Consider the following 12831-nt stretch of genomic DNA (forward strand, 5'->3'; position numbering starts at 1 on the left):
GTTAAGTCATTGAACAGTGGGGCGTCGTCCGGTGGGACGGCGCCTTTCTTTTTGCGTGGACGGCTTTCGCAATCATCAAAGTGAAACAAGAGTCTCTGAACTGTCATTTTAAAGTCACTCTGCCGTCACGGAAGCAAAATGTCTCTGTCATCTGGCGCGCCTAGCTGCGGCGACTGAGGGCGGCAGGGGGCGTTGTCCGATTCGTGAATCCCCTTCGCTCCGCATCTTAACACAAACCGGCATCGCCGGAGCGGAGACGACATGGTCAAGACTAATCGTATCACTACCATCCTGATGGCGGGTTGCGCTTGCGCTGCTCTGAGCGCCTGCGGTGCCGATGACATTGCTTCGCCAGGCGAGGGGACGATCGTCCTGCCCGCGCCGACGCCTTCGCCGAGTCCGACGCCGACGCCCACTCCTACGCCGGGCAATGTGACCGCTGCGGCCGACTGTCCGACTATCTCGGGTGCGGACCAGCTGACCAACCTTGGCACCATCAGCGACGGCACCAATACATGGCGTAATTGCGGCTTCCCCGCGCGTTTCAACAGCTCGACCGCGATCGCCAAGACGGCGGGCGTCATCTATTCGCTGCCCGGCCGCGTTGATGTCGGCACGGATCAGGGTGCCGCAAGCACTGGCTCCAATGTGACGCTAACGATTGATCCGGGTGTGGTGGTCTTTGCCGGCACCGGTAGCGCCTTCCTGGCCGTCAATCGTGGCAACAAGATCAACGCCGTGGGTACGGCGGCCCAGCCGATCGTCTTCACCAGCCGCGAGAATGTCACCGGGTCGGCGACCGATCAGTCGTCGGGCCAGTGGGGTGGCATCGTGTTGCTCGGCCGCGCCAAGATCACCGACTGCGATCAGGCGCCCAATGCGGCTCCGGGCACCACCGCGTGTCAGCGCGACACCGAAGGCACGACCGGCGCGCTCTATGGCGGCGACAATGACGCCGACAATTCGGGCCGCATGAGCTATGTCCAGATCCGTTATTCCGGCTTCGTGCTGGCGAATGGCAAGGAACTACAGGGCCTGACCCCTTCGGGCGTTGGTACCGGCACGCAACTCGACCATATCCAGGTTCACAACAGCTCGGACGACGGCATCGAGGCTTTCGGTGGTTCTACCCACATGAAATATCTGGTGCTGACCGGCAACGAGGACGACAATTTGGATACGGACGTCGGCTTCCGCGGCACGGCCCAGTTTGTCATCTCGGTGCAGCGTGCGAACAACAATATCGGCGATACCTTCACCGAGACGGACTCGAACGGTTCGACGACCGGCACGAGCTTCTCCGAAGACGCGCTGCCTCGCCAATATCTGAAGGTAGCGAACTTCACGCACATCCAGCGGTCGAACACCGGCGATGATGGCGCGACCATGATGCTTCGGGGCGGTGCTGACCTTGCCATGGTGAACGGCATCATCGTCAGTCCTGATCAGAGCTGCCTGCGCATCAACAGCGCCGCCACGGTACGTGACGCTGACGCGGGGCTGCAGGATGCGGGGAAGCCGCGTTACCTGTCGGTAGTGATGCAGTGCAACGCTACCCCGTTCAAGGGCACCGGCGGCGTCGATGCGGCGACGGTCCAGTCGATCTTCTCGACCGATCCGAACAGCAGCTTTGCCTATACGCCGTCGTTGACCAGCCTGTTCATCAACGGCGCGACGGAAACGGCCCGCACCGCGATCGACCCCAAGACGATCGACAGCAACTTCACCACCACCAACTATATCGGCGCGGTGAAGGACAGCAACGACACCTGGTATGCGGGCTGGACCTGTAACTCGGTCACGGCGAGCTTCGGCAGCAGCAGCACCAACTGTACCGCCATTCCGACCACCTGATCTACCTCACCTGAACAGGGGCGGGGGAGCGTGCATCAGCCGCTTCCCCGCCCTCTTTACAAAGAATTTTCCCAAGGGGGACTCCTAGCCATGTCGAAGCCGCTCAGCCTGGCGCGCATGCTCCTGATTTCGACCGCCCTTTCCGCTCCGGCGGCTATGGCGCAGACCACGACCGATAGCGCGCCGACGTCAGGCGTGCCGAGCGCATCCGAAGAGGCCGATGCGCAGACCGGCAATGTCGACGTTTCCGTTCCCGGATCGGACATCATCGTGACTGGCCGCCGCACCAGCAATGTGTCGCAGGCAGCGCCGCAGGTGGTGACTGTCCTGTCGGCCGCCGACATCAAGCGCACGGGCGAAGGCGACATCGCCGGGTCCCTCCAGCGCGTGACGGGCCTTTCGGTCGTATCGGGCGGATATGTCTATGTGCGTGGCCTTGGCGACCGCTATTCGCTGGCGTTGCTCAACGGATCGCCTTTGCCGAGTCCGGAACCGCTCAAGCGCGTCGTGCCGCTCGACATCTTCCCGACCAGCGTCATCGCGTCCACGATGGTGCAGAAAAGCTATTCGGCCAACTTCCCTGGCGAGTTTGGCGGCGGCGTCATCAACCTGACGACCAAGGCCATTCCGGTGGAAAGCTATCTGGAGCTGGGGATCGGAAGTTCCGCCAATACCGAGACGTCGGGTAACATGGGCTACACCTATTATGGGTCGAAGTCTGACTGGACCGGCTTTGACGATGGTTCGCGCGACGTTCCGCCATTGCTGGCGCAGGCGTTTGGTAGCGGGGTGCCATTCTCCAACATGACGCGTGGCGACCTGCAGGCGATTTCGATGCAGTTCCTGAATGCGAAGACTTCCGTGCTCCAGCGGACCAACAGCCTGCCCTTCAACTTTTCCGGATCGCTGAATGCCGGGACGGCGATGGACGTGGGTAGTGATGGGCGGTTGGGCGTGCTGTTTACCGCATCCTACAGCAATAAGTGGCGGACACGCTCCTCGCTGCAGCAGGCGTCGATCAACCTTGAGCAGGCGCCGGGCAAGAACGGCGTTCAGGTGTCGACGGATAATGAGGTGACGTTCAACAGCCTGTTCGGGCTGGGCCTGGAACTCGGCGATCAGAAGATCCGCTGGACCAACGTCTATATTCGCGACACGCTGAAGCGCGGTGCCCTGACGCTGGGGCAGAATGACGGCGCGATCGCGGGCGCGGATTATATGAAGCAGAATACCGCCTGGTATGAGCGGCAGCTGATCGACACTCAGATGGTGGGTGAGTTCAAGCTGATGGAGAGCCTGAGCCTTGACCTGCGCGGCGGCTATGCCAATTCGCAGCGGGAAGCACCCTATGAGCGCGAGTTTGAATATGTGCGGACTAATCGCGATCTGGCGGTTGATCCGGTCGGCGACCGTTTCGTCAACGCGCTGAACCGCCAGCGGGGCGATGCGTCGATCACCTTCAGCGACCTTAACGAAGACCTGTGGTCGGCGGGTTGGGATTTGAGCTACAAATTCTCGCCCGATCTGACCGCGACGGTGGGCTATGCGTTCAGCGATACGAAGCGCACGTCTTCGCGCTATGAGCTGCATTTCGACGCGACCAACCTGCCGATCGCCGTGCAGCAGCTGCGGCCCGATTATCTGCTGTCGGATGCGTCGATCCAGTTGTTCGACATGTCGCTGCTGGACTTTTCGGGCAACTATCCGGTCTATGATGCGGCGCTGCGCACGCATGCCGGATATGCGCAGCTGAAGGTGCAGCCTCTCGCGGGCGTGACCGTGGACGCGGGCGTGCGCTATGAGAAGGGCCGCCAGTCGGTGACCGGCGTGGACGTCTATAATACGGGCGTTGAGCCGGTGAACGGCATCAACAAGGAATATTGGCTGCCTGCCGCGACCATCACCTTCGAAGCGGCGAAGGGTTTGCAGTTCCGCATGAGCGGTTCCAAGACGATTGCACGCCCGCAGTTCCGCGAGCTGATCGCCCAGCCCTATATCGATACCGATTCCAACCGCTTCTATCGCGGCAACCCCTTCCTGCAGGATAGCGAGTTGTGGAACGCAGACCTGCGCGCGGAATGGTATATGGGCCGGGACGAGCGGCTGACGGCGGCGGCGTTCTGGAAGAAGATCGACAATCCGATCGAGACCTACACGACGATCAACGACAAATATGATGTGACGACCAGCTTCGCCAATGCGCCCGAAGCAACGTTGTACGGTGTCGAGTTCGAGGCGCAGAAATATCTGCCGCTCGACAATATGAGCAGCCCGTTCTTCCAGACCCGGCGGATCGTGTTGATCGGCAACTATACCTACACCCAGTCGAAGCTGAAAGTGAGCGAAGGGGATACGACCATCCCCTACAGCTATACCGCTGGCCCGCTGCCCGCCGCGTCCGACTATTTCCAGGATGGCGTGCCGCTGACCGGCCAGTCGGATCATCTGGTCAATTTGCAACTCGGTCTTGAGGACACTGACAGACTGTCGCAGCAGACGCTGCTGCTGACCTATGCCAGCCCGCGCGTTACGAGCCGTGGTCCCAACCTTCAGCCCGACATCAAGGAAAAGCCGGGCCTGACTCTGGACTTCGTGGCGCGGCAGGGCGTGACCCTGCCGGGCGGGGTGAAGAGCGAGTTCAAGTTCGAGGCGCGGAACATCACGGGGCGCAAGTTCCAGGAGTTCCAGGAACTGGGCGGCAACAAGGTATTCTACAATCGCTATAAGATCGGCACGACCTTCGCGGCTTCGCTGACCGTCGCGCTCTGATTTAACTTTCTTTGATGAGGCTTGGCGGCCGATCCGCTTCGCGCGGATCGGCCGTTTTGCCATCTGTGATTCGCGCCTTTTCCTGCGCCGTGTTAGGGGTTGGCCTGAAGCGGAGGCAGGCGGTGAAGCAGGAAGTCGAGCTGAAACTGGAGCTGTCGCAGCAGGCGGCGGAAGCCTTCGAGCAATTGGCGCTGCTGCCCGCTGAGGGAGGCCGGGCGCAACTTCAGGCCGTCTATTTCGATACGCCCGACAGGCAGTTGGATGCGCGAGGATATACGCTGCGCATCCGCCGATCAGGGGAGGAGCGCGTCCAGACCGTCAAGGCCGGTAGTGAAGATCGGGGCGGAGCGCTGTTCTCACGGGCGGAATGGGAAATGCCGGTCAGGCAGGACGAGCCGGTGATCGACAGCCGCACGCCCATTGCGGGCGTTCTGGGTGATGCAGTGGAGATGATCGAACCCGCGTTCAAGGTCGAGGTCGAGCGGCGCACATGGCAGATTGCCGAGGGTGCGGCGGAGATCGAATTGGTGCTCGACAGGGGATGGGTCCGCGCGAGTGAGCGGCAGTCGCCCATCTGTGAAATCGAACTGGAGCTGAAGGCAGGAGCGCCCGCCGCCCTGTTTGCGCTCGCAAGGCGAATAGAGGCTGCGGTGCCGGTGCGGCTGGGCGTCGCGGCAAAGTCGGAACGAGGCTATCGGCTGCTGGCTCCCGCGCCCGCCTGTTTCAAGGCGGAGAGACTGGCGCTGAAGCCCGATGTCAGTGCGCAGGCGGCGTTTCAGGCCATTATGCGCAACTGTGTGCGGCAATACCGGCTGAACGAAAATCTGCTACTCGACCATTATGATCCACAGGCTGTGCATCAGGCGCGCGTAGCCGTGCGGCGGCTGCGTTCGGCGCTGACGCTGTTCATATCAATGCTGGCGGCGCAAGACGTGACCCGATTTCAGGATGAGCTTCGCTGGCTGGCGCAGCTGCTGGGAGAGGCGCGTGATCTGGATGTGCTGATCGAACGGATGAAGCCGGGCGAACTGCACGAGCAACTAGCTGCTGTTCGCTCGGTGATCCATGCAAAGGTGATCGATGCGCTGGAATCCGATCGGGCGCGGGGCTTGATGATCGACATCGTGGAATGGCTGACGCTTGGCATGGGCGGGCCGGATGCTGAGGGCCGCAGGTTGCGCGATGAGGCTGCGGAGGCGTTTGCCGCACGCCGTTTGCAGCATTTTCATCGCTGGCAGATGAAGCATGCACGGCATCTGGCGAAGCTGGATGACGCGCACCGTCACGAAGTGCGCAAGAAGGCGAAGAAGCTGCGCTACGCCGCCGAATTTTTCGGGGGTCTATTCGACGCCAAGAAACAGCGGCGACGGCACGCGCGCTACATCGATGCGCTGGAGGGGTTGCAGGACGAACTGGGCGCGCTCAATGATCTGGTCAACGTGCGCGCCTTGTTGGCGCAGCATGGCCTGCCGGTCGATGCCGATCTGGTGAAGAGCGGTCGGAGCAAGAAGAAGCTGCTGGCGGCGGCCGGCAAAGCCTATGATGAGTTGGCGGATACCAAGAGTTTCTGGCGCTGAAGCTCAGGTCCAGGGCTTTTCCCGATACCATTTGGTGATGATGTGTTTGACGCCGCTGCGCACCTTCATGCCGTGGTGCAGGCTGGCCCCATTATAGCGTCCGGGTTCAAGGCGATTGTTCCAGGCGAGCAGCTTCCCGCGCTCGGGCTGGACCGTCTTACCGATCTTCACGAAGCGGGTCGCGCCACCTGCGGGGGGCTGGTTGAGATAGACCATCAGCGTCCATGTCCGGTTGCCCGAGACGGAGCAGTAGCGGGCGAAGTCGAGGCCAGCAGGATCGAAATAGTCGGTATGCGCCTTGAATTCCTGACCCACGGCGTAACGTTGCCCCTGTATCGGTTCGCCGAAACATGGGTCGATCCCGGCGAAAGCGGCGAGTTTTTCATCTATGGCCCCGATGAAGGGATCGGTGTTGTCGAGATCGCAGGTATCGCTGGTGCGGAAGCCTGTGTCGCCATTGGCGTCGGCGATGGTGGAAGGGCGACGGCGCGCCTCGATCCGTGTGATCAGGCCATCGCATTCTTCCGCTGTCAGGAAATCGCGCTGGATGAAGAGCGTCAGATCGCGGCTGGGCACGCGCTGGACGCGTGGATGGGATGCGATCCAGGCCGGATCGGCATCGGCTGATTTCACAATGGGTTGGTTAGGCATGGACGGCCTTTTAGGGCGAGAAAGCAGCCTTTCTGCTATCGCTCGGCGCTCGAAATGCAAGTGTCATCGCTTGCGGATTGCCGTTGTCATGGATAGGTCACATTTCTGTCATCCGGCAGTAAAAACAATTGCCTAGCAGCGCGGGTATCAAGGGGGATTACCAGGTTCATGCGCGTGGCGTTTCGCAGTAACTTTCAGGACCTTAGCAGCCGCCTCGCGCCGATCGACTGGGCGCGGGTTGCCGAGAAGCTGTTGCTGGGCCTGCTGGCGCTGCAATGTGCAAGGCTGGTTTGGGCCGTGCTGACGCCGGTCGGGAGCTTTGGACCGTGGGAAGGGCGGCAAGCGCAATTTCCGGATTTCGCGGCGCGTCAGACATTATTTTCCAGTTTTGACCCCTTTTACCGGGCTGGGCCGCAGCAGGCGGCGGGCGGTGGGGTCGTCACTTCGCTGGCGCTGACTGTCTACGGCATTCGGTTGAACGAAGGGTCGGGGCTGGGATCGGCCATCATCGCTGGACCCGATGGGGTGCAGAACAGCTTTGCCGTGGGTGATGAGATATTGCCGGGCGTGCTGCTGAAGGGCGTGGCGTTCGATCATGTCACTATCGACCGGGGTGGGGCAGAAGAGCAGATATTCCTCGACCAGTCGCAGCCTGCCTCGCCTGCGGGCGCGCCGGGAGATGCAGCGGCTCCGGCCCCTGTCGCCGGGATCGACAATCCGACGGCGGACGGGCTGAAGCGTGATATCGGTTTCGCGCCGCGCATGCAGAATGGCCGCATCTCCGGACTGATCCTGACCGCCAAGGGGCCGACTTTCCAGAATGCCGGGTTTCAGCCCGGCGATATTGTCACCCAGGTCGATGGGCAGCCGGTCGGCTCGCCTAGCGATCTCCAGGTGCTGCAAGGCAAAATCATGCCCGGCGCGCGCATTTCCCTGACCGTCGAGCGGGGCGCCAGCCTTTCGACGATCAACCTTACTCTGCAAGGCCAATGACCAGAAAATTCCTTCTTTCCGCCGCGACCGCCCTCGCTCTGGCCACGCCTGTCACGTCGCCTGTCATGGCACAGCAGACGCTGAATGTGCGCGACGCCGATATTCGCGCCTTTATACAGGACGCCGCGCGGGTAACGGGGCGGACCTTCATCATCGATAATCGGGTCCAGGGTAAGGTTTCGGTTGTGACCGATCGGCCGCTCTCGCGGTCGGAATATTTCGAGATTTTCCTGTCGACCTTGCGGGCGAACGGGCTGGTGGCCGTGCCAGCGCCGGGCGGTGCTTATCGCATTCAGCCTGCCGACGGGGCGGCCGGGCAACCTAGCGTCGTTGGACGGGGGGGCAATCGCAACCAGTTCGTGACCGAGGTCTTCCGCATGCGCTCGATCGATGCGGCGAGCGCGCTGGAGACTTTGCGGCCGCTGGTCAGCAAGGACGGTTCGGTGACCGCCAATCGCGCCGGGAACAGCGTGGTTGTTGCCGACTATGCCGACAATATCGGGCGTATTCGCCAGGTGCTTGCGCGAATCGATCGCGATACGGCGGCGACGCAGACGGTGATGCTGCGGAATGCTGGCGCGCGGGAAATCGCGACGTCGCTTCAGGCGCTGGTGCAAAGCGGCGGCGAAGGCGCGCAGCGGGCGGCGACTATCGTGCCGATCGACAGCAGCAATTCGGTCGCGATCCGGGGAGATGCCGGGACGGTGACGCGACTGGCGCAGATGGCGCGCGATCTTGATCGGCAGGCGGCGAGCGGGACGGAGATCCGCGTCTACTGGCTGGAACATGCGGATGCCGAAAAGCTGCTGCCTGTGTTGCAGCAATTGGTTGGGCAATCGACCGGCTCTGCCGTGACGTCCTCTGTTCCGGCGTCCAATGGCGCTGCTCCGGTCGCGGCGGCGCCTGCGGTGGTGAACTCGGCCGGTTCTTCGGGTGGTGGCATTTCGACGCGCGGGCCTGCAATCGTTACCCGCTATGAGGGGGCCAATGCGATCATCGTAGCGGCCAATAGCGATGTGCAGCGCATGCTTGGTGAGACCGTCCGGCAACTCGATACGAGGCGGGAGCAGGTCCTGGTCGAGGCGATCATCGTCGAGATCAGCGATGCCGCCGCCAAGAAACTGGGTGTGCAGTTCCTGATCGGCAGCACCAAGACGGGCTTTGCGGCGACCAATTATTCCAACGCTTCTCCCAATTTGCTGACGCTGGCCGGGGCGATTGGCGCGAACGAGTTGGGCAAGACGACCACGACGGTCGTCAACGGCGGCGTGACCACGACGACCACCTCGACCGAGAATAGCAACTTGTCGAACACCTTGCAGCAGGCGGCGGTTGATAGCCTGATGAACGCGACGGGCGGCTTTGGCGGGGTTGCGACGCAGATCGGGCGGAACGGGATTTTCGGGGCGATCATCAACGCGGTCAGGTCCGACACTGACAGCAATATTCTGTCCACGCCTTCGGTGATGACGCTGGACAATCAGAAGGCGTCGATCCTGGTTGGGCAGCAGGTGCCGATAACGACCGGCGAGGCGCTCAGCCAGAATTTCGACAATCAGTTCCGCACCGTCCAACGGCAGGATGTGGGCATCAAGCTGGAAGTGAAGCCGCAGATCAACACGGGCGGCGCGATCAAGCTGTTCCTGAGGCAGGAAGTGTCGAGCGTCGCCGGGCCGGTGTCCAACAATAATAGCGACCTCATCATCAACAAGCGTGAGATCGAGACGACGGTCACGGTGGATGATGGCGAGATTTTGGCGCTTGGCGGCCTGTTGGACGATAATGAGCGCAAGACGATCGAGCGTATTCCGCTGCTGTCCGATATTCCGGGGATTGGCGAGCTGTTCAAGTCGCGCAGCAAGAGCCGGAGCAAGACCAACCTCATGGTCTTTATCCGGCCCACCATCCTGCGGTCGAAAGAGGATGCACAGCGCCTGACGCAGCAGCGCTATGGCTATGTGCGTGACATGCAATTAGCGCGGAACCCCGATCAGGAGCCGAGCATCGACGAACTGGTGCGCGACTATATGGGCGCGGAGCCGCCAGCCGCTGTGACGCAGGCGAGCGATGCGGTGGTGCAGCCAAGCGCTGCTCCAGCGCAAGTGATTGAACCGACGGTGCGGCAATCGAGCGGCGTAGTTCGGCCGGTGGACGATGCGGCGAATGGAGATCGGCGGTGAACCGTTTTCCCAAGGGAGGGCTTCGACATGCTCAGCCCGAACGGAGGTTAGGGTGAGCGAGTCCCACTCCGATCTCGACGTGCCGCACAGTGCGCCCCGCGCTGTCGACATTCCCTATGTCTTTGCGCGCAAGCATGGCGTCGTCATGCTGCCGCTGGACGGAGACCGGCTCACGATTGCAGTTCGGGAGGGGAGCGATCCGCGGGTATTACTGGAAGTGCGGCGGCATCTGGCGCGCAGTTTCGATGTGCGGTTTGTTGATGGGCCACAGTTCGATCGGCACCTGTCAGACCATTATGCGATGGAGGGTAGCGCGGCAGCGATGGCGGGTTCGCTGGAAGTGGGCGCCGATGAGCTGGATATTCTCGCCGCAGATATTCCGACCGCTGACGACTTGCTCGACAGCGCCGATGATGCGCCCGCGATCCGGCTGATCAACGGCATCATCGCGGAGGCTGCGCGGCAGGGCGTTTCGGATATTCATATCGAGCCTTATGAAACCGGGCTGATCGTGCGGATGCGGATCGACGGAGTGCTGCGCGAGACTTTGCGGATGCCGCCCCATGCCGCGCCGGTGGTGGTGAGCCGGATCAAGGTGATGGCGCGGCTGGACATTGCCGAGCGGCGCGTGCCGCAGGATGGGCGCATTGGGCTGACGCTGGGCGGCAAGCTGCTGGACGTGCGCGTTTCGACACTGCCGAGCCGGGCGGGGGAGCGGGTGGTGCTGCGTATTCTCGACAAGGAGAATGCGGGCATGAACCTTGACCTGCTGGGCATGGCGGGGGCGGCGGACCGGATTTTTCGTGAAGGATTGCACGAACCGAACGGGATTATTCTGGTCACGGGGCCGACCGGGTCGGGGAAGACGACTACGCTCTATGCGGGGCTGCGGCAGTTGAACGATGGGACGCGCAATATTCTTACCGTGGAGGACCCGGTCGAATATGCGGTCGAAGGGGTCGGGCAGACTCAGGTCAATGCGAAGGTCGGATTGACCTTTGCCGCCGGGCTGCGCGCGATTTTGCGGCAGGACCCTGATGTGGTGATGGTCGGCGAAATCCGTGATCGGGAGACGGCGGAGATCGCGGTGCAAGCGTCGCTGACGGGGCATCTGGTGCTGTCGACCGTGCATACCAATGATGCGGTGGGCGCGATTACCCGGATGAGGGATATGCGGGTCGAGCCGTTCCTGCTTGCCTCGACCCTGCGCGCCGTTATCGCGCAGCGGCTGGTGCGACGGCTTTGCCAGCATTGTCGGGAGCCGGTGCAGGCGGACAAGTCGGCGAGTGCGCTGCTTGGTTTCGATCCCGGAACGATAATTTACCGCGCAAGGGGGTGCGAGGAGTGCAACGGGACTGGTTATAAGGGCCGGATCGGCGTGTTTGAAGCGATCCGGGTGGACGATACCATTCGCCGGCTGATCAACGACGGGGGCGACGAGTCCTTGATCGCGCGGCATGCTTTCCTCAATGCGCCCAATTTGGGGTCGGCGGCGCGGGCGCTGGTGCGCGATGGACAGACCACGGCGGAGGAAGCCATCCGCGTGTCGCGGCGCGATGCGGCGGAGGTGGAAACCATCGTCGATGGCTGAATATGATTATCTGGTCATTGATCCGGCGGGCAAGGAACGCAGCGGCAAGGTGAAGGCCGAGACGGTCGAGGATGCGCGGGCGAAGCTGGACGCGCGCCAGCTATTTATTGTCCGGATCGAGCCGGGCGTGGTGGAGAAAGCAGCCAAGCGCGCCGGATTGACGTTGCGTGCGCCGAGGCTGTCGGCCAAGGAACTGACGCTGTTCACGCGCCAGCTATCGACGCTGATCCAGGTGAGCCCGCTGGAGGAATCGCTGCGCACTATCGGGAGGCAGAGCGAGCAGGAGCATGTGCGCGCGATCGTCAGCAAGGTGCATTCGGGCGTGCTGGAAGGGCGGCGGCTGGCTGATGCTCTGGGCGCCGAGCCAAAAAGCTTTCCGGCGCTCTATCGGGCGATGGTTTCTGCGGGTGAAAGCTCTGGCAGCCTGCCGACGATCATGGAGCGATTGTCCGACCTAATGGAGCGGCAGGCGGTGATCCGGTCGAAAGTGCTGATCGCTATCGCTTATCCGAGCGTGCTGGCAGCCTTTGCGGTCTGCGTCGTGGCGGCGCTGATGATCTTTGTCGTGCCCAAGGTGGTGGAGCAGTTCGACACCGTGGGTCAGGACCTGCCGCTGCTAACGCGGATGGTGATGGGGATTTCGGCCTTTCTGGCGGGCTATTGGTGGTTGCTGGCGATCCTGATTTTGCTGGGCGCTGTTGGTTTCTGGCGGGCGTTGAAGGTTGAGGCGTTCCGATATCGCTTCGATGGCCTGTTGCTGCGGTTGCCGCTGCTCGGGCGGTTGATCCGCGACCTTCATGCCGCGCGGATGGCGCGGACGCTGTCCACGATGGTGGCGAGCCGTCTGCCGTTGATGGAGGGCCTGACGCTGACAACCCAGACCGTGCACAATCGGGTGTTGCGGCAGGCTTCCGAGCAGATTGTCGAGGCCATTCGTGGGGGCGGGAGCCTGTCGGCGGCGCTGCGGCGGGCCGGGGTGTTTCCGCCGCTGCTGGTTTATCTGGCGGCGAGCGGCGAGAGTGCGGGGCGGCTGGATACGATGCTGGAGCGGGCGGCCGATTATCTGGAGCGGGAGTTTGACAGCTTCACTTCCGCCGCGCTGGCGATGCTGGAGCCGGTGATCATAATATTGATGGGTGGGATCGTGGCGGTGATTATCTTGTCGATCCTGCTGCCTATCCTGCAATTGCAGAGCCTTACGGGGGCTTGAGGAGTG

At 62.3% G+C, this 12831-nt stretch carries 8 protein-coding genes; 7 read left to right on the forward strand and 1 reads right to left on the reverse strand.

Annotated elements, in window-relative coordinates; translation table 11 throughout:
• Positions 1-261: 261 nt before the first annotated feature.
• The 3 genes from ACZ5TH_RS02840 (at position 262) to ACZ5TH_RS02850 (ending at position 6200) form a co-directional block, all read left to right on the forward strand.
• Positions 262-1854, forward strand: coding sequence for a hypothetical protein (locus tag ACZ5TH_RS02840; protein ID WP_464794545.1), 1593 nt, complete (start codon positions 262-264; stop codon positions 1852-1854).
• A gap of 90 nt (positions 1855-1944) precedes the next feature.
• Entirely contained in the window at positions 1945-4623 is a 2679-nt protein-coding gene (locus ACZ5TH_RS02845; protein ID WP_464794546.1) for a TonB-dependent receptor domain-containing protein, read from the forward strand.
• Between the two features lie 89 nt (positions 4624-4712).
• Positions 4713-6200: a CYTH and CHAD domain-containing protein gene (locus ACZ5TH_RS02850; RefSeq protein WP_464794547.1), complete on the forward strand. Its 1488-nt coding sequence runs from the start codon at positions 4713-4715 to the stop codon at positions 6198-6200.
• A 3-nt stretch (positions 6201-6203) separates the two neighbouring features.
• On the opposite strand, the gene ACZ5TH_RS02855 is transcribed toward ACZ5TH_RS02850, so the two are convergent.
• Complete coding sequence (locus ACZ5TH_RS02855) at positions 6204-6851, reverse strand: prolyl hydroxylase family protein (RefSeq protein ID WP_464794548.1); 648 nt, start codon at positions 6849-6851, stop codon at positions 6204-6206.
• A gap of 168 nt (positions 6852-7019) precedes the next feature.
• On the opposite strand from ACZ5TH_RS02855, the gene ACZ5TH_RS02860 reads away from it, so the two are divergent.
• From ACZ5TH_RS02860 to gspF, 4 genes are read left to right on the forward strand one after another with little or no spacing between them, the layout of a single operon-like run.
• Positions 7020-7844: a type II secretion system protein N gene (locus ACZ5TH_RS02860; protein ID WP_464794549.1), complete on the forward strand. Its 825-nt coding sequence runs from the start codon at positions 7020-7022 to the stop codon at positions 7842-7844.
• Positions 7841-10024: a type II secretion system secretin GspD gene (gene gspD, locus ACZ5TH_RS02865; protein ID WP_464794550.1), complete on the forward strand. Its 2184-nt coding sequence runs from the start codon at positions 7841-7843 to the stop codon at positions 10022-10024. The genes ACZ5TH_RS02860 and gspD overlap by 4 nt, the downstream gene beginning before the upstream one ends.
• A 52-nt stretch (positions 10025-10076) precedes the next feature.
• The gene (gene gspE, locus ACZ5TH_RS02870) at positions 10077-11615 is read left to right on the forward strand and encodes a type II secretion system ATPase GspE (RefSeq protein WP_464794551.1); all 1539 of its coding nucleotides are present in this window, start codon (positions 10077-10079) and stop codon (positions 11613-11615) included.
• A complete protein-coding gene (gene gspF, locus ACZ5TH_RS02875) occupies positions 11608-12825 on the forward strand; it encodes a type II secretion system inner membrane protein GspF (protein WP_464794552.1) in 1218 nt (405 codons plus the stop codon). Before gspE ends, gspF begins: the two co-directional genes overlap by 8 nt.
• Positions 12826-12831 lie beyond the last annotated feature (6 nt).

This window comes from Sphingobium sp. TomTYG73, assembly GCF_055394245.1.

Excerpts from the sequence above, each read along its gene's own strand:
- ACZ5TH_RS02840 (WP_464794545.1), top strand. The coding sequence starts at position 262 with ATGGTCAAGACTAATCGTATCACTACCATCCTGATGGCGGGTTGCGCT.
- ACZ5TH_RS02845 (WP_464794546.1), top strand. The coding sequence starts at position 1,945 with ATGTCGAAGCCGCTCAGCCTGGCGCGCATGCTCCTGATTTCGACCGCC.
- ACZ5TH_RS02855 (WP_464794548.1), bottom strand. The coding sequence starts at position 6,851 with ATGCCTAACCAACCCATTGTGAAATCAGCCGATGCCGATCCGGCCTGG.
- ACZ5TH_RS02860 (WP_464794549.1), top strand. The coding sequence starts at position 7,020 with ATGCGCGTGGCGTTTCGCAGTAACTTTCAGGACCTTAGCAGCCGCCTC.
- gspD (WP_464794550.1), top strand. The coding sequence starts at position 7,841 with ATGACCAGAAAATTCCTTCTTTCCGCCGCGACCGCCCTCGCTCTGGCC.
- gspF (WP_464794552.1), top strand. The coding sequence starts at position 11,608 with ATGGCTGAATATGATTATCTGGTCATTGATCCGGCGGGCAAGGAACGC.